Annotated in this window: 18 protein-coding genes and 2 pseudogenes; 13 read left to right on the top strand and 7 right to left on the bottom strand. The window is 62.3% G+C overall.

What is annotated here, in order from left to right; all coding sequences use genetic code 11:
• Window positions 1-398: 398 nt before the first annotated feature.
• Both AU465_RS12920 and AU465_RS12925 read right to left on the bottom strand, forming a co-directional pair.
• Window positions 399-1,052: pseudogene (locus AU465_RS12920) on the bottom strand (site-specific integrase); the annotation flags it as partial.
• Window positions 962-1,291, bottom strand: coding sequence for a hypothetical protein (locus AU465_RS12925; RefSeq protein ID WP_192247608.1), 330 nt, complete (start codon window positions 1,289-1,291; stop codon window positions 962-964). The gene AU465_RS12925 and the pseudogene AU465_RS12920, both read right to left, overlap by 91 nt.
• Before the next feature lie 109 nt (window positions 1,292-1,400).
• Between AU465_RS12925 and AU465_RS12930 the strand changes: the two genes are divergently transcribed.
• On the top strand, window positions 1,401-1,754 hold the full coding sequence (locus tag AU465_RS12930; protein WP_192247611.1) for a hypothetical protein: 354 nt from the start codon (window positions 1,401-1,403) through the stop codon (window positions 1,752-1,754).
• A complete protein-coding gene (locus AU465_RS37135; RefSeq protein ID WP_281396756.1) occupies window positions 1,751-1,876 on the top strand; it encodes a hypothetical protein in 126 nt (41 codons plus the stop codon). Before AU465_RS12930 ends, AU465_RS37135 begins: the two co-directional genes overlap by 4 nt.
• Before the next feature lie 103 nt (window positions 1,877-1,979).
• Here AU465_RS37135 and AU465_RS12935 read toward each other — a convergent pair whose 3' ends face one another.
• Both AU465_RS12935 and AU465_RS12940 read right to left on the bottom strand, forming a co-directional pair.
• Complete coding sequence (locus AU465_RS12935) at window positions 1,980-2,159, bottom strand: hypothetical protein (protein ID WP_192247614.1); 180 nt, start codon at window positions 2,157-2,159, stop codon at window positions 1,980-1,982.
• A gap of 1,009 nt (window positions 2,160-3,168) precedes the next feature.
• Window positions 3,169-3,630 (bottom strand): phasin, encoded by a 462-nt coding sequence (locus AU465_RS12940; RefSeq protein WP_376774852.1) that lies wholly within the window; start codon window positions 3,628-3,630, stop codon window positions 3,169-3,171.
• A 258-nt stretch (window positions 3,631-3,888) separates the two neighbouring features.
• Between AU465_RS12940 and AU465_RS12945 the strand changes: the two are divergent.
• The 4 genes and pseudogenes from AU465_RS12945 to AU465_RS12960 all read left to right on the top strand — a co-directional run.
• Window positions 3,889-4,212: pseudogene (locus tag AU465_RS12945) on the top strand (GYD domain-containing protein); the annotation flags it as partial.
• 135 nt (window positions 4,213-4,347) lie between these two features.
• Entirely contained in the window at window positions 4,348-4,770 is a 423-nt protein-coding gene (locus AU465_RS12950; protein ID WP_192247852.1) for a CBS domain-containing protein, read from the top strand.
• 567 nt (window positions 4,771-5,337) lie between these two features.
• Window positions 5,338-5,571 (top strand): hypothetical protein, encoded by a 234-nt coding sequence (locus tag AU465_RS12955; protein WP_192247619.1) that lies wholly within the window; start codon window positions 5,338-5,340, stop codon window positions 5,569-5,571.
• 258 nt (window positions 5,572-5,829) lie between these two features.
• A complete protein-coding gene (locus tag AU465_RS12960; RefSeq protein WP_192247621.1) occupies window positions 5,830-6,345 on the top strand; it encodes a hypothetical protein in 516 nt (171 codons plus the stop codon).
• A gap of 115 nt (window positions 6,346-6,460) precedes the next feature.
• On the opposite strand, the gene AU465_RS12965 is transcribed toward AU465_RS12960, so the two are convergent.
• Entirely contained in the window at window positions 6,461-7,894 is a 1,434-nt protein-coding gene (locus AU465_RS12965; protein WP_192247623.1) for an aldehyde dehydrogenase family protein, read from the bottom strand.
• A 340-nt stretch (window positions 7,895-8,234) separates the two neighbouring features.
• A complete protein-coding gene (locus tag AU465_RS12970; protein ID WP_246506060.1) occupies window positions 8,235-8,585 on the bottom strand; it encodes a GNAT family N-acetyltransferase in 351 nt (116 codons plus the stop codon).
• Between the two features lie 427 nt (window positions 8,586-9,012).
• Here AU465_RS12970 and AU465_RS12975 point away from each other — a divergent pair, with 427 nt between their 5' ends.
• Window positions 9,013-9,987 (top strand): YeiH family protein, encoded by a 975-nt coding sequence (locus AU465_RS12975; RefSeq protein WP_192247854.1) that lies wholly within the window; start codon window positions 9,013-9,015, stop codon window positions 9,985-9,987.
• Here AU465_RS12975 and msrC read toward each other — a convergent pair.
• Window positions 9,984-10,481 carry a free L-methionine (R)-S-oxide reductase MsrC gene (gene msrC, locus AU465_RS12980; protein ID WP_192247625.1) on the bottom strand — a complete coding sequence of 166 codons (498 nt, stop codon included), beginning with the start codon at window positions 10,479-10,481 and terminating at the stop codon, window positions 9,984-9,986. The two genes, AU465_RS12975 and msrC, sit on opposite strands and share 4 nt — an antisense overlap.
• A gap of 91 nt (window positions 10,482-10,572) precedes the next feature.
• Between msrC and AU465_RS12985 the strand changes: the two genes are divergently transcribed.
• From AU465_RS12985 to AU465_RS13010, 6 genes are all read left to right on the top strand, one after another.
• Window positions 10,573-11,001 carry an NUDIX hydrolase gene (locus AU465_RS12985; protein ID WP_192247627.1) on the top strand — a complete coding sequence of 143 codons (429 nt, stop codon included), beginning with the start codon at window positions 10,573-10,575 and terminating at the stop codon, window positions 10,999-11,001.
• Window positions 10,998-11,975 carry a GlxA family transcriptional regulator gene (locus AU465_RS12990; protein WP_192247629.1) on the top strand — a complete coding sequence of 326 codons (978 nt, stop codon included), beginning with the start codon at window positions 10,998-11,000 and terminating at the stop codon, window positions 11,973-11,975. The genes AU465_RS12985 and AU465_RS12990 overlap by 4 nt, the downstream gene beginning before the upstream one ends.
• A 171-nt stretch (window positions 11,976-12,146) precedes the next feature.
• Window positions 12,147-13,445, top strand: a complete 1,299-nt coding sequence (locus AU465_RS12995; RefSeq protein WP_192247631.1) for a M24 family metallopeptidase — start codon at window positions 12,147-12,149, stop codon at window positions 13,443-13,445.
• Window positions 13,446-13,471: 26 nt separating this feature from the next.
• Window positions 13,472-14,149 (top strand): isochorismatase family protein, encoded by a 678-nt coding sequence (locus tag AU465_RS13000; protein WP_192247633.1) that lies wholly within the window; start codon window positions 13,472-13,474, stop codon window positions 14,147-14,149.
• A gap of 6 nt (window positions 14,150-14,155) precedes the next feature.
• Entirely contained in the window at window positions 14,156-15,214 is a 1,059-nt protein-coding gene (locus tag AU465_RS13005) for an alpha/beta hydrolase (protein WP_192247635.1), read from the top strand.
• A 307-nt stretch (window positions 15,215-15,521) separates the two neighbouring features.
• A complete protein-coding gene (locus AU465_RS13010) occupies window positions 15,522-17,162 on the top strand; it encodes an ABC transporter substrate-binding protein (protein WP_192247637.1) in 1,641 nt (546 codons plus the stop codon).
• Window positions 17,163-17,212 lie beyond the last annotated feature (50 nt).

Genomic DNA, 17,212 nt, shown 5'->3' on the forward strand with positions numbered 1-17,212 from the left:
ACAAACCGCACACCTCGAAACCCGCGCCCTCCCGCACGAGCGGGTTCGTTCTCTGGCGCAAAACGCGCCGCCTCGGCTGTTCGCTCGGACGTCCGCTTTTGGGATGCGGCTAGGATCTGCTCAACGACTGACATGAGGCGCAAAGCAGCCGTTCAAAAGATAGCACGCTTGGAAGTTTGTGCTGACGCGCTATCTGGCGCATGTACCAGAAGTCGATGCCCTCAAAACTATCCAAAAACCGAATCTAGTGTCCCACTTTGTCCATCAGCAACCGCAATTCGGGCTGAGGCGCGACCCAGAAAGTTCGAAAAGCTTCCAGGAACCCCAGCCAAGTAAAATCAACCACTTAGCGAAATTTAAATGGGCTCTCCAAGCCTCCATGTCGCGTTTGTGTCGCGTCAGGCGCCCAGCAACGACTTTTCCGCCGCCGCCAGTTCCTCCTGATCGTTGGTGCCGGGGAACAGATGGCCGTAGGTGTCGGCCGTCATGACGATGCTGGAGTGGCCCATGCGCGCCTGCACTGTCTTAATGTCCTTGCCCTGCCCGCCGGCATCCTTGGGGTTGATCAGCCAGCTTGCATAGAAATGCCGCAAGGCATGAAGGCCGGTGTATTTCGCGGCCATGATCGGATTGCCTTCCTTGTCGGCCTTCGGCTTTCCATTCCTGTCGAGCGCTGGAACCGTCAGGCCGGCCGCGATCTGTGGCGGGTGTAGGCCGCGTGTCACGATGTTGGCGTGAAACTCGATGTTGCCTTCCCCGTTTGGGAAAACCAGATCGAGCTGGCCTTTCGGGCACTTCAGCTTCCATTCTCGCAAGGTGTTGACGACCATCGGCGCCAGCGGGATCGTACGATCTTCGCCGGCCTCCGATTTGGGCAGGCCGATCGGGTTGTAGCCCTCATTCGTGTATTTCTTCGCGTGGTAGCGATCAGCACGTTGACGGACGTGAAGCTCGCCCGCTTTCAGATCCACATCGCTCCACCGCAGGCCGCGCAATTCGGACGAGCGAAGCCCGGTGAAGATGGCGGTGACAATGAGCGGGCGGTGCCAGCCCTTGCACTGTCCAGATCCGCCAACACGCTCTGTTCATCGCCGTAGAGCTTCTTCACCATTTCCGATTCCGCCATGTCGAGTACGTCGGATGGGATGTCGACGAGGACGCGGGGAGCGGAAAGCACGGCGTCCAGGATTGAGGGATCGAGGCTGTGGACCGCAGCAATCCGCTTCTCCTTCGGCATCGCATTGAGACGCTCGCGGACTTCACGGCGCTGCATCTCGCCGGGTGCGGTCATGAACGCTCAGATGCCTATCCTACAGCCCGTGGGGATGCCTAAGGGCATGGACCCGCGCCAGTGGCGCCAGTCGGTCGAGAAGCGCCTCAACGATCTCCTAGACCGTGCGATGTCGCTGATCACCGCGCTTGACCTGATGGAAGCGGACAGCATCGACTTGGAAGAAGGCGGCGACCTCGAACCGTTGCTAGGCTGGACCGAACGCGGCCCGGTTGCCGGCGGCTCGGATGACGACCGCGAAGGGGATGGTTCCGACCTGGAGGATAGCGGGGACGAGCATGAGGCCTCGCTGGGTTGGACAAACAAGATGGACCAGGACGTTGCGCTGTTTGACGCCCGCTGCGATGACACGTTCTTCGATGGCGAGCGGGACGCGGGCGACGAGCCAGAGCTTGTCCACGATGGCGAAACGATCATGTGGAGCGATGATCTCCAGTCGCAGGAAGCGCTGGTGTCGCTATGAATGACGCTATGAGGGTGACCGAGTTTCTGAAGCTCCTTGCCGCCATGTCGGCCGAGGACAAAAAATGGCTGATCGCCGAATTGAAACGGCTCATAGCGGAGCAAGAGAAGAAGACTGCCTGATGTTAATTGTTCCGCACAAAGAATAGCCCGGCCACCGAAGCAGCCGGGTCAACATGGTGGGCAAGTTGTCCATGACATACGTGCGGACCGCCACCGGGCCATTTTATTTTCTGAGAGGGGAGGAAATCCCGAGTCGTGCGCTTTCCTTGCTGGCGAAGGAGCTAGCTTCTGCCTGAGAATGAAATCCCTTGATGCTTACCACGCCATCTTCGATGACGCGCACATAGTGCCTGTCTCCGATCTCTTCGGTTTCGACGGCAGTCATCCACGGCTGCATGTTCATCAGCCCCGCCCCTTACCCATGGCCCATTGGCAATTGAACATCGTCGCTCGGCAATATTCAACCTAAAAGTGCGTATTGCAATTTCTGCGCCCCGGCACTGATCGACACCTACCGAGTGTGCAACTTGTCCACAGGGCCCGGCGGCTTCGGCTTCCGGGCCTTTTCGTTAGCCCACTCTCCGACTGGACCGCCAGCGCTGTCTCGATGTCGTCACGGGAAATCCCCATGTCGCTTGTCGTCCGGTGAGTCGCCCAGATCGTCCGTTGTCTTCAGCAGCGCCTTCTGATCGGCTCGGCGACCGAACCAATCGACAACGGGACCAGCTACGACAAGAGGAAGGTTCACAAGCATAGGAAGGTTCACAAGCATCGGGGTACTCCCTTCACCGCTGCAGGAAACTGCAGGCAAGCTAGGCCGATGCGTCGATCCGTCTGTGACAAAGCTCACAGACCCGTAGTCTCCTCGTGTCGGGTTCGGCAAAAACTGCCCGGCCACATCGCAGCAGCCGGGCTTTTCCATGTCGCGGCCATGTCGCGTGGAGTTGCCGATAGCGGTTTGTAATCCTTGGAAATCAAGGGAAATCATTTGCAGCATGGCGCGACATGATATGCGTCCCTACCCTGCCATAAGCGTTTGATTTTCAATGATTAAAATCGCTATTTTGGCTGGAGAAATTGCGGACTCTGACTCCGTTAGTCCTGGTTCGAATCCAGGAACCCCAGCCAAAACCGGATGTCCCTTAGACAACGTGGCTCCATGACTTTCATCCGTTGCCGCAGCTGCCGCCGTTTCAGAAAATAAATCAAAAGGTTGCCTGAATTCTGCTCGAAAGTTGCCTTGCTGCCACCCACAGTTCGACAGGATGATAGCGAAGGGCGAACACGAGACTCGCATCATCCAACCGCCACGCGTCCTATGAAATGGACGAAGGCCGGCGCGAGGCGCCGGCCTTCCCTGTGGCGGTCAGCGGAGGAGGTACTGACCTTCGGTCTCCGGTCTCGTGAAGCAGTCAGGCCGCCCTGAGCTCCTTCAAAGCCTTCTCGAAGGCGGACTTGATCGGTTTGGATACGTCCTCAACGGCTTTGGTCGTGACGGCTTGGAGTTCCTTGGCCTGTTCGACGGCCGTTTCAACCTGCTTGCGGACGAAGGCGGTCTGCAGTTCGACGAATTCGGAAGGCGACTTAACGGCAACTAGGGCTTCAAAGTGCGAGAAGGCGGCTTCAGTATTGGCGCGCAGAACGGCAATTGCCTTCAGCGACACATCGCTGCCAACGGCTTTGGCGGTTTCGAAGCTCGACTCGAGAGCCTTCTGGGCGTCTTCAGAGCCCGCCTTGAATTTGGCAAGAACTTCTTTTGACTGTTCGACGCCCTTTTCAGCGGCAGCGCGGAACTCGGCCGTAGCCTTGGACGGATCGAAGGTCGGCAAGGCGGTGCCTTCGACGGCATCAGAGGTTTTTTCAGCGCTCGACATGGTTTCCATCCTTCAGTGGGCAGCCCCCAAAACGCCTCGTTAATTTATGAAACCGACTCTACCCGATAGCAACATTTTTGTGCGCTGCACCATGAATTTCTTCCCGTGCGGTAACCAAGCGCTGAAGGCAGGGCGGCGCCTACGATCGCTGGCTGCTGCTCGCTGGCATGGGCGTCTTTTTTGAACCTGACGCGGCGCTCGTCGTAGAACATCCACATCGTCGACGAGACGGCCCGCCGTGTTCGGCCGCCAGTAGCTATGCCCATGTACCTCTCGCGCTTCAACTATACGGCCGAGACCTGGGCGCGGATGATCAAAAACCCCGAGGATCGACGCAAGGCCACCCGTTCATACATCGAGTCGGTGGGCGGAAAGCTGCACGGGTTCTGGTACGCCTTCGGAGAGCACGGTGGCTGGAATCTGTGGGAGGCCAGATAAACGTGTCGATGACGCGTCTGTCGTGCTTGCCATCGGTGCGGGAGGAGCGCTCAGCTCTTACGAGACCACCGTCCTGCTAGATGTCAAAGAGACATTGGAACCCCTGGGAAGGCGAAGTCGATTCGGTATCGCCCGCCGGGATCGTCAGGCCGCCTTCTCATGTTTCCAGAATCATGTTTCCAGAAAGTGCGTCTGGATGACGACCTCTGGCAGCCAAACCCCATCCGCGGTAACATGAGGCAGAGGGACATTCACCAACCCCAGCAAGGGAGGTCCGTCATGAAAGTCAAAGACGCAATGCATAGGGGTGTCGACTGGGTCAGCCCCGAAACCGCTGTCACCGAACTGGCGAAAATGATGCGAGCCCAGGATATTGGGTCGATTCCCATCGGAGAGAACGACCGGCTGATCGGAATGGTGACCGACCGCGACATCGTCTGCAAAGGACTGGCGGAGGATGGTTTCGACAGCCGCACCGCGACGGCGCGCGATGTCATGACGGCCGGCATTCACTGTTGCCGCGAAGACGACGATCTGGCCAAGGCCGTGCGGCACATGGAGGAACTGAAAATCCGCAGGTTGCCGGTGATCAACAAGAACATGCGGATGGTTGGCATCCTCAGCGTCGGCGACGTCAGTCAGTCGGCGCCTAGGGAACTGGTGTCCGAATACGTCAAGAGCGTTTCCGCCCATCACCACTGAATGGCGGCTCGCTCGTGCTCTCGAGCGAAGGCCTCAACGTGCCGCCGCGCTGGCCACAGCGCGGCGGCAGAAATGTCCGGTCGTCGAGCCCGCCGGCTTCGCCCACGCGATCATATATTAGCGAATTAACGAATCGTAGACCGCGCTGTCCTATTCTGGGACAGCGCGGAGACTACCCATCGGCCGCGCAGGCGGCTCCGGCTTTCAGGCAACCCTACCCCTAGCCGGAGCCGCCACTTTGTACATACCAGTAAAGGTTGAATCAACCCTTACCAAGCACCGTTAATGGTGCATTCCGCCGATCATTAGATTTCGAAGTATCGACCGACCGAGCAGTATTCGTAACGCCAGCGAAGTCGTCATCCGGTTTGGTTTGCCACGCTCGGCCACGATTTGCTTCCGCCTCCAGCGGTGAACCCGCTTGGAGGATTCGTCGGTCATATTAGCAATCAACGATATATTAACAGCTAAGGCGCAACCTTTCCGGATCGGGGACGAGACCCGTCCCCTGATCGACGATCCGGCACTTCATGTGCCGAGACGTTCGACCGATGCGGAGCAAAACGCATGAGCGTCGAAACAGCGCTGGCGCAGCTATTGCGCATGCTTCACCGTCGAGCCTTGAATTTGGCAACCTTGCCAGACGATGAAAGAGACCCGCACTACGACCGCATCCGCCGCTCATGCTGCGGAGCGGCCGAACATATCGGCCAGAGCCCCGACAATGCAGCCATCACGGCCAACAGCATGGTCGAATTCACCCGGGCCATGGTCGGCATCATCGAGGCAAGGCGCGGGTAAGCCGGCGGCGAAGAAGAGCCGGTTGGGCTCTGATGACCCTTCGCAGGGTGGCGGTCGGATCCAGCCAGCGTGCCCAACACCTTTGCCTTACAGGCGGGAAGGAAGGATGACCTGCCCGCCGGCTGGCCTCGCCATTATCTCGTCCATGGCGCCATTACAGCAATTTTTCCCAAGACCTCGAACCCGCCACGCTGCAACGATTGTGGCGGCAATATTCCAGCGTCTTGTCGCAGCTCGCTCATCCCTTGGAGAAAAATCATGACGAGCACAATCTCCTCGTTTCTCGCGGCTCTCGGGTCTGACGGTCCTCCAGCAGACCGAGCCAAAGACATGGACCTGTATGGGTGGCTGGTCGGAAGCTGGGAAATGGACTCGCTCCACCATCTCGACGACGGCACAATCCGGAAATGGGATGGAGAATGCCATTTTGGCTGGGTGCTCGAAGGCCGCGCGATTCAGGACATCTGGATCAGGCCCAAGCGCCCTGCGCCGTCAACCATGTATGGCACGACTTTGCGCGTCTTCGATCCTGGGATCGGTGGCTGGCACATCATCTGGAGTGATCCGCTCAATCAGGATTACTCGCGCCAGATCGGGCGAGCCGAGGGCAAGGACATCGTCCAGATCGGCGATGACTCGCGCGGTCTGCAAACGCGATGGCGGTTCACCGAGATCACCGCCGACAGCTTCCATTGGATCGGCGAGGAAAGATCTGCCAAGAGCGACCCTTGGCAAGTGACGTATGAACATTTCGCCCGGCGGATCAATTCCTGAGCTGGTCGGCTGTGAGTCTGCTGGAACGGCCCAAATAGCGAGGGCGCGGTCGGGACCGCGCCCTCGTCAAATCGTATTGTGGCCGAGGCTTGGCGTCAGCTCTAACGCCTGAACCCTACTCCGCCGCCTCATACCCGGCGATGCCCTTGATCTCGAGGAAATCCTCCAGCCCGTATTCGGCGTATTCGCGGCCGTTGCCGGACTGCTTGTAGCCGCCGAAGGGCAGGCCGGCGTCCCAGGTCGGATAGTTGATGTAGACATTGCCGGAGCGCATGCGGGCAGCGGCCTGGCGTGCCTTCTCGATGTCCTTGGCCTGGATATAGGAGGCAAGGCCGAAGACGGTGTCGTTGGCCTGCTCGATCGCCTGCTCGACCGTGTCGTAAGGCATGATCGACAACACCGGCCCAAAAATCTCTTCCTTCGCGATGCGCATGTCGTGCGTCACGTTGGCGAAGACGGTCGGCCGGACATAATAGCCCCGGTTGAGCTCGGCCGGGCGGCCTGGGCCGCCGGCGACCAGCGTGGCGCCCTCCTCGATGCCGCTCTGGATCAAACCTTGAATCTTGTCGAACTGCAGCTGGCCGACCACCGGGCCGAGTTTCGATCCGGGCGCATCGGCCGGGCCGACGGTGAATTTTTCCGCCGCCGTCCTGGCGTAGCCGGCAGCCTCGTCATGACGGTCGCGCGGCACGAACATGCGGGTCGGTGCGTTGCAGGACTGGCCACTGTTGCCGAAGCAGCCCGCGACGCCCTTGGCGACCGCCTTTGCGAGGTCGACATCCGGGAACAGGATGTTGGCCGACTTGCCGCCGAGTTCCTGGTGCACACGTTTGACCGTATCGGCCGCGGCCTTGGCGACCAGGATGCCGGCCCGCGTCGAGCCGGTGAAGGACATCATGTCGACATCTGGGTGGCTGGCCAAAGCCTGGCCGACGGTCGGACCGTCGCCATTGACGAGGTTGAAGACGCCCTTCGGCACGCCGGCCTCGTCGAAGATCTCGGCGAAGATGATAGCGTCAAGCGGCGCGATCTCCGACGGCTTCAACACCATGGTGCAGCCGGCGGCGAGAGCAGGACCGACCTTGCAGGTGATCTGGTTGAGCGGCCAGTTCCACGGCGTGATCAGGCCGACGACGCCGATCGGCTCCTTGACGATGAGCGAGGAGCCTTTCACGTGGCGGAACTGAAAAGTCTTCAGCACCTCGGCCATCTTTTCCAGATGCGCCTGGCCGACGCCGACCTGGCTGTCCAGCGCCATCTGGCGCGGCGCGCCCATCTCGCGCGAAACGGCGAGCGCAAGGTCCTTGCTGCGCTTCTTATAGATTTCGATGACGCGGTTGAGGATATCGAGACGCTCCTCGACTTCAGTGAAGCCGAATGTGGCGAAGGCGCGCTTGGCGGCGGCCACCGCCTTGTCGACATCGGCTTTGCTGCCCAGCGAGATCTGCGCGAAGACGTCCTCATTCGATGGATCGATGACATCGAAATTGTTGGGCACCACCGGATCGACCCAGGCGCCGTCGATATAGAACTGCAGATTGTGCGACATGCTTTCGCTCCCTGTGGGCCACCCGGCTTCGATTGTGGTGAGGCGATCGTCGTATATCGCCAGAGATAACGATGCGGCAACCGCCCTGTCAAACGCAAGCGGATGTGTGTGTTGAATTCCCGATGCATACCGCTCAAAACTGTGCAGCGGTTTCGGGAAAACGACATCCATCAAGACAGGACTTAAAGCGCGGCGCCTGAATCCGTTTCAGGCAGCGCGATCTAAGGCGCCAACCTCTTGCTCAAATAGACGGTTGTCCCGTTCATGAACGGCTCTTCGCGGTCGATCGCGTAGCCATGTTTGCGATAGAGCCGCACATTGGCTTCGAAGGCGCCGTTGGTCAGCAGCCTGAGCTCCCGACAGCCGGTGCTTCGATAGCCTTGAGCTCGGTCCTGTCGAGCAACAGCTGTCCAATACCCCTGCCCTGCACTTCCGGCGCCACGGCGACATTCTCGATCCAGATATGATCGTCATGCGCCATGGTCTCGATCAGGCCGACGATGCGGCCGTCCTCGATGGCGAGCTCGAACCGGTGCTCATTCAGCGCCTTGTTGTAGTCGGCGCGCATCGGCAGGGGCTCGCGGCCGATCACCGGCACCCATTTGGCATAGGCCGCGCGCACGATGGCCTTGATGGCGGCGGAATCCGCCGGCGCGGCCGGCCGAAACTCGATGGAAGAAACGACGCTCATTCAGACACTCCAAAATGCAAAAAACCCGCCGATCGTTGCGATGGGCGGGCTGGGATGGACGAGCCGGGTGACTTGCTAGCCGGCCCTTGTCTTCACGCAATCAGCTTGCCGCTCCTTCGAACGGCGGCGTCGCTGCGGATTTGCGAAAAAGGCGGCCATGGCGCGAAGCTGGACCGGGAACCGAGACGCTGTCAAGCCGGTCGCGTCGACACGACAGCCGTATCGCCCCGCCTCGGCAATCCGATCGCCCATCCGATCGTTCGTAATAATCGATCATTATAACTCGAATAATTCGTTGGAAAGATCGGTTCTGGAATGGCATTTCCCCGGTACAGTTACCTGGAGAATTCGATTGTCTTTTCTGCCCGTCGCCGCGAACGATCTTCCAAACAGCCTGAATTCGGCCAATTCAGGAAGCAAGAGCCCGATCTGGGCCGGCATCATGCCGGGAATCGTACTGGTGGCGATGATCACCAGCGTGGCCTATTCGGCGCGCAACCTCTCCGGCCTCACGCTGTTCAGTCCGATGATCCTCGCCGTCGTCACCGGCATGATCTATTCCAACGTTCTCGGCACGCCAGCCCATGCCAAGGCCGGCATTGCGTTGGCGCAGCGCCGGCTGCTGCGCTTCGCAATCGTGCTGCTAGGCTTCCAGCTCACGCTCGGCCAGGTGGCCGGCATCGGACTCGGCGGCGTCGGCATCGTCGCAGCAACGCTCGGCGCCACCTTCCTGTTCACCGTCACGCTGGGCCGGCTGATCGGCGTCGACGCCAAGCTCGCGCAACTGATCGCGGCCGGCACCTCGATCTGCGGCGCTTCGGCCATCGTCGCCACCAACATCGTCACCGATGCGCGCGACGAGGACGTCACCTACGCCGTCGCCGCGATCACCCTGTTCGGCACTGTCGCCATGCTCGGCTTCCCGCTGCTGACGCCGTTCTTCGGCCTCAACCAGCACGCGTTCGGCCTGTGGGCAGGCGCCTCGATCCATGAGGTGGCGCAAGTGATCGGCGCCGGCTTCCAGAACGGCACGCTAGCCGGCGAAACGGCGACCGTCGCCAAGCTGACGCGCGTCGCCATGCTGGCGCCGATGGTTATCGCGCTCGGCCTGATGGCGCGCCGCGGCAGCGATGACGCGTCCCCCGCAAAGCCGCCCATGCCGTGGTTCGTGCTCGCCTTCGTCGCGGTCGTGGCGCTCAACAGCTCGGTGGCGATCCCGGCGCAAGTCCATTCGGCGATCGCTTTGGCCGCGCAGGTCATGCTGACCATGGGGCTCGCCGCCATGGGCCTTCAGGCCGACATTTCGGAGTTGCGCTCGCGCGGCCTGCGCCCGCTGATGCTGGCCTTCTCGGCTTTTCTGTTTATCGCCTGCTTCAGCCTGGTGCTAGTGAAGTTCGCCTAATCCTCGAAAGAACTCGCCGCCACATAGATCGCGGCGAGCTTCTCGATGCCGGCCTGGTCTTCCTTGTCGAAGCGGCCAGGCAGCGGGCTGTCGAGGTCGAGCACGCCGAACACGCCGTCGGCATCGCGCAACAACACGACCAGTTCCGAGCGCGAGTCGGCATCGCAGGCGATGTGGCCGGGAAAATCGTGCACGTCCTTGATCAGCATCGACATGCCGAGATCGACCGCCGTGCCGCAGACGCCTTTGCCCACCGCGATGCGCACGCAGGCCGGCTTGCCCTGGAAGGGGCCGAGCACCAGCTCGTCGTCGGACTGCAGAAAATAGAAGCCCGCCCAGTTGAGGTCGGGCACCATCTGGTAGATCAGCGCCGAGGTGTTGGCGGCGTTGGCGATGGAATCGCCCTCGCCCTCCAGCAGGGCTTTCAATTGCGTGGCCAACTCATTGTAAAAGGCCGGCTTATTGCTCGTGTCGATGGCGGTTGCCGCAAACATGCTGGTCGTTTCTCCGTTGCAAGGGCGCTGACGCGCCCGCTACAGTCCCGCCCTCTCTGCCACCAAAGCCGCCGTCGGGAAACAGCCTATCGTGACTTCCAGCCATGCCAAGACGGTCGAGGCCAGAACGATCCGGATCGCCGCCGCCGTGATCCGGGATGACAGCGGCAAGCTGCTTCTGGTGCGCAAGCGTGGCACCAGCACCTTCATGCAGGCCGGCGGCAAGATCGAGCCGGGCGAGGTGCCCGCCGCCGCTCTTGCGCGCGAATTGCGGGAGGAATTGGGCATCGTCGTCGATCCGGCGACGGCCTTCCACCTCGGCTCGTTTTCGGCGCCCGCCGCCAACGAACCGGATGCCCGCGTCGAGGCCGAGCTTTTCGAATTGTCGATCGCCGGCGAACCGATCCCGGCGGCCGAAATCGAGGAGATGATCTGGCTGAACCCGGAGCTGGCGCGCGGCATCGAGCTCGCGCCGCTCACCGCCGACATCGTGCTGCCGCGCTACTGGCGCGAGCCATGACTGCGCGGAACCAGGCAAAACCGTCGGTGGGCGAAGCTCCCCTCACCTTTGCGGTGCTGGTCTTTGCCGGCTTTCCGATGATGGCGTTTTCCTCCATCATCGAGCCGCTGCGCGCCGCCAATATCCTAGCCAAGCGCGAATGCTACCGCTGGATGATCGTCGGCGCGGATCCCGGCACGGTCGAGGCCTCCAACGGCGTCGTCATCCAGCCCGGTTTTTCGGCCGCCGATGCCCCGAAGGCCGACCGCATCGTCGTCTGTTCCGGCGGCGACGCCGACCATGTCGTGGCCGACGAGGCGATGAGCTGGATCCGCAAGAGCCTGCGCGGCGGCGCGCATATCGGTGCCGTGGCGGATGCGGCGTTCTTCCTCGCCCGTGCCGGCCTGCTCGACGGCCATGCCTGCACCTTGCACTGGACCAGCCAGGCCGCCTTCACCGAGGCTTTTCCGGAGATCGAGCTCAGGCGCGATCTCTTCGTCATCGACCGCAAGCGTTTTACGTCCGCCGGCGGCGTCGGCAGCCTCGACATGATGCTGGAGATCATCACACGCGACTACGGCGCCGAGCTTGCGGCGGGTGTCGCCGAATGGTTCGTGCACTCTCCCTTGCGCTCGAGCGTCGACCGCAAGCTGATGCCGCTGCGCCTGCGCACCGGCGTGCAGAACGAGCTGGTGCTATCGGCCATCGCCATCATGGAGGACGCTGTCGAGGAACGGCTCGGCATGGCGGAACTCGCCGCAAGGCTCGGCGTGTCGCCCGACAAGCTCGAGCGCAATTTCCGCGCCGAATTGGATATCTCGCCCAATGGTTATTACCGGCGCCTCAGGCTGAAGCGCGCCGCCGACCTCCTGGCGCATTCGACGCTGATGGTTCGCGATGTGGCTTTAGCCTGCGGGTTTGCTTCGATGTCGAGCTTTGCCCGGGCGTTTCGGGAAGAGCACGGGCATGCGCCGAAGGCGATGCGAAGGCACTAGGTGACTTTTTTCAATATGCCGAGTTCCCTCACACCCTCCAGAGGGGGGTGCTGTCCCGCCAGCGTTGTAGTCGGATGAAACCGCACTGCGCGGCACTCAGCACAACATCTGCGGAATTCCGCACAAGCTCCGGATCCTGCCCGGCTATGTTCGCGGGAAAAGGAGGCCGCCATGAGCATCGTCGTATTCGACCCCGACAGCATCGAGGATGTGGACTTCAAGGACCGCATGCGCCATCCGGCCGCGGCTGATCCCGCCGGCGGCATGTGGTTGTCCGACACCGAGCCGTCCTTCATCGATGCCGACGCGCTGCGCAAGGGGCGGCTGGCAAAACTGCGCGGCTGGATGCGAGAGGCGGGCTATGGCGGCGTCGTGCTGTTCGATCCCTACAACCAGCGCTACGCCACCGGCTCGCGCAACATGTTCGGCTATTTCCTGCGCAACTCGACCCGCTATTTCTTCATTCCGACCGACGGGCCGATCGTGCTGTTCGAATATCCGCAGAGTTACCATGTCTCGATGGTACTCGACACGATCGACGAGGCGCGGCCGTCGAAGCTGGTGTGGTCATCGGTCTCCGGCCGCGACGACGAGACCGCCGGGCCATTCGCCGACGAGATCACCGAGCTGTTGAAGAAGCATGGCGGCGGCTCGATGAAGCTCGGGCTCGACCGCTGCAGCCACCTGCAGGCGCTGGCGTTGGAAAAGCGCGGCTGCGAGGTGAAGGATTGCCAGGGCGAGATCCTCGCCGTGCGCGCGGTGAAGACGCCCGAAGAGGTGAAATGCTTGCAGGTCTCGATGGCCGGCGCCGAGGCGGCGGTCGCAGCGGTGCGCGAGGCGATCAAGCCCGGCGTTTCCGAAAACGAGCTCTTCGCCATCATGTATGGCGAGGTGATCCGCCAGGGCGGCGAATTCATCGAGACCCGGCTGCTCACCTCCGGACAGCGCACCAACCCGTGGTTCAACGAGGCGAGCGGGCGCAAGATCAGGCCGGGCGAGTTGGTCGCGCTCGATACCGACACGATCGGCTGCTACGGCTACTATTCCGATTTCTCGCGCACCTTTCGCTGCGGCCCAGGCAGGCCGACGCCCTACCAGAAGTCGCTGTACCGCATGGCGCACGACCAGGTGCAGCACAACATCGGGATCGTGAAGCCCGGCATGGCTTTTCGCGAGATCGCCGAGAAGGCCTGGAATATCCCGGATCGCTTCGTCGACCAGCGCTACACCTCGGTCATGCACGGCGTCGGCATGCATGGCGAGACACCATTCATCGCGCACGCGATGGACTATGAGACCTATGGCCGGGACGGCATCATCGTGCCCGGCATGGTGGTCAGCGTCGAAAGCTATATCGGCGAGAAGGGCGGGCGCGAGGGCGTCAAGCTGGAGGACGAGATCCTGATCACCGAGACCGGCACCGAGCTGCTCTCGCGCTTCCCTTACGAAGACGAATTTCTTGACAAGTAGCGCCGACGCACAGACAGCACATCCGCATGAAGACGCCCATTTCCATCCGGCGCGGTACGGTGGCCGCGGTGTTCATCGATCTCCAGGAGGAGCATCGCAAGGACAAGCGCTATCTGGTCGAAGGGTTTGGCGACATCCTCGCCAACGTCCAGCGGCTGCAGGAGGCGGCACGGCGCAATTTCGTGCCGCTCTACCATTGGGCCTATATCGTCGATCTCGCCGAGGCGCGCCCATTCCATCCGGTTGATGAGAGCGGCAAGTCGGCCTTCTCCGACAAGGACGACCCGCTGACGGCGATCTGCCATGAGGTGGCGCCGCAAGATAGCGAAGCCATGCTGATCAAGCAGGAGGCGAGCGCCTTCGGCAAGAACGACTTCGCCGAGAAGCTCAAGGCATCCGGCACCGAATGGCTGGTGATTGCCGGCGTGTGGACCGAAGCCTGCATCGACGCCACGGTGAAGGACGCGGTGGCGCGCGGTTTTCGCGTTCTCCTGGTCAAGGACGCCTGCGGCAGCGCAAGCGCCGCCATGCACCAGACCGGCATCCTCAACCTCGCCAACCGGCTCTACGGCGGCGCCGTCACCAACACGCTCGACGCCTGCCGGCTGATGGCCGGCGACACGGTGAGCGTTTGGCAGGTCGAAGGCTCGGTGCCGCTGCGCTTCACCTTCGAGAATGCGGCGCGGCTCTACGCCGAGCTCTGACGGGCGGTGGGCGGTGACCTCTCCGATCCGAGCAGCCGCGGCAAATATGCCGCCCGGCTCGAGCCGGAGCTCTGGGACTATATCGACAGGGTCAACAGCTGGTATCCGCAGGAGATCGTGGCCGCCCCCATCGCCGAGCAGCGCGCGGTCTACAATCAAATGTGCGTGGCGTTCCATCAGGGCCGCCCGGAAGGCGTGACCACAAGCGATGGCCTCATCGCCACGACGGCGCATCCGATCCCGGTACGGCGCTACCGCTTGGCGAACAAAGCGGCAGCGGCGATCGTCCTCTACTACCACGGCGGCGGCTTCGTGCTCGGCGACCTCGACAGCCATGACGACATCTGCGCCGAGATCTGCGCCGGCACCGGCTTCGAAGTGGTCTCGGCCGACTATCGCCTTGCGCCGGAGCACCTGCATCCCGCTTCCTTCGACGACGCGCTGGCGGTGTTCGAGTGGGTCGCGGCGACCGGCGCATTGCCGATCGTGCTTTGCGGCGAAAGCGCCGGCGGCAATCTTGCCGCGGCGGTGGCGCAGGCGACGCGGCAGTATGCCCGGCGCGCCGTCGGCCAGATGCTGATCTATCCCGGGCTCGGTGGCGACGAGACCGGCCGCTCCTATGTCGAGCATGCCGAAGCGCCGCTGCTCACGCTCGCCGATATCGACTTCTACCGCCGCATCCGCTCTGCGCCCGGCCAGTCGGCGGATGACCCGACCTTTTCGCCACTGCGGGACCGCGATTTCTCGGGCCTGCCGCCCACGGTCATCGTCACCGCCGAATGCGACCCGCTTTCCTCCGACGGCGAGGCCTACCGCGACCGCATCCTCGCCGCCGGAGGCCGCGCCTGGTGGCGCGAGGAGCCGCGGTTGGTGCACAGTTTTCTACGCGCCCGCCCGACCGTGCCGCGCGCGGCGGAGGCATTTCAGCGGATTATCACGGATATTGGCGCGCTGGGCGCCGGCGATGGAGCGCTGATCTCCCCCCAAGTGGGGGAGATGGCCGGCCAGAGGGGGGCGCGAAGGATCGCGACCTTTAAGGATCTGATCACTTCGAAATCTGCCTGAGAGGGTAGCTCCAACCCGTTGAGGCGCTGGCGGGACAGCGCCCCCCTCTGTCCTGCCGGACATCTCCCCCACAAGGGGGAGATTGGCTGTGTCTACCCCCTGCGGAACAGCGCACAAGAACTGCGGAAAACCAAACATTTCGCTGCGGAAAGCAGCCCTATCATCGCTTAGCAGGCAACGGCGCCCCGGCGGTCGTCTCCACCCCCGCGTCTGACGGCAACCGGGGCGCCCGTTGGGTTTTCGTGCACGTCGTTGCCGCCAAAAACCGCCGTACGGGCGATATGCACCAACAACAGAGGGAACGACGATGAAATTCATGCTGACCGACAGGAAACTGCACCCGCAAGCCAAGCCGACCGCCGACGATTTCAGAAAAGGCGCGATCAACCGGCGCGAATACCTTGCGCTTATGGCCGGCTTGGGCGTCAGCGCCGCCGGCGCCCTGGCGCTGGGCGGGCTTAGCCCCTCGCCTGCTCGCGCGGAAGAGCCGAAAAAGGGCGGTACACTTCGCGTGGCGATGAACGTGAAGGGCTTCAAGGACCCACGCACCTTCGACGGCGTCGAGATGTCGAATGTCGCGCGCCACTGCAACGAATATCTGGTGCGCTGGAAAACCGACTTCACCTTCGAGCCGTGGCTGCTCGAGAGCTGGGAGACCAGCGACGACGCCAAGACGATCACGCTCAATGTGCGCAAGGGCATCGCCTGGTCGAACGGCGATACCTTCAATGCCGACGACGTGATCCACAATCTCAACCGCTGGTGCGATGCCTCGGTCGCCGGCAACTCGGTCGCGGCGCGCATGGGCGCGCTGGTGAACGCCGACACCAAGAAGCCGATCGACGGCGGCATCCAGAAAGTCGACGACTACACCGTCAAGATAAACCTGCCCAAGCCCGACATCTCGCTGATCGCCGGCATGGCCGACTATCCGGCGCTGATCATGCACCGCTCCTATGAGGGCGATGCGGATCCGAAGAAGGCCTTGGCCATCACAACCGGCCCTTGCGAGCTGGTGAGTTGGGACGCCGAGACCGGTGCTGAGGTGAAGCGCAAGGACAAGCCCTGGTGGAAGGGCGACTTCTATCTCGACGGCATCAAATGGGTCGACTACGGCTCCGATCCCAACGCCATGCTGTCGGCCTTCGAATCCGGCGAGATTGACACCGACCACGAGACGGCTTCCGACGCGGTGTCGCAGACCGACCAGATGGGCTTGCAGAACTCCGAGATCGCCACCGGCTCGACCATCGTCGCACGCTTCAATGTCGGCAACGCCCCCTATGAGGACGTCAAGGTGCGCCGCGCCGCCCAGCTTGCCGTAGACAATGCGGCGGTGCTGAAGCTTGGCCTCGACGGCAGGGGCAAGCCGGCCGACAACCACCATGTCGGCCCCATGCACCCGGAATTCGCCGATATCGGCCCGGCCAAGCGCGATGTCGAGGCGGCGAAGAAGCTGCTCTCCGAAGCCGGCAAGGCCGACCACGAATATGAGCTGATCTCGGTCGACGTCGAATGGCAGAAGACCACCGCCGACGCGATCGCCGCGCAGATCCGCGAAGCCGGCCTCAAGATCAAGCGCACGGTGCTGCCGGCCGCGACCTTCTGGAACGACTGGAGCAAGTTCCCCTACTCCTGCACCGAATGGCTGGGCCGTCCGCTCGGCGTCCAGGTGTTGGCCCTCGCCTACAAATCGGGCGCGGCCTGGAACGAAAGCGCCTATTCGAACAAGGAGTTCGACGAGCTTCTCGACAAGGCGCTGGCAACGCCCGACGCCAACCAGCGCAAGGAGATCATGGCCAAGATCGAGCAGAACCTGCGCGACTCCGGCGTCATCATCCAGCCCTATTGGCGCTCGGTCTACCGCACCTACCGCAAAGGCGTGCATGGCTGCGAGCAGCACCAGGCGCTCGAGCAGCATTTCGAAAAGGTCTGGCTGGAGTCCTGATCCTCCCGGGACCGAGACGGTCGGAGTGGCTCGGCAGAGCCGCGCCGGCC

The organism is Mesorhizobium silamurunense (assembly GCF_014843905.1).
Lineage (GTDB): Bacteria > Pseudomonadota > Alphaproteobacteria > Rhizobiales > Rhizobiaceae > Mesorhizobium > Mesorhizobium silamurunense.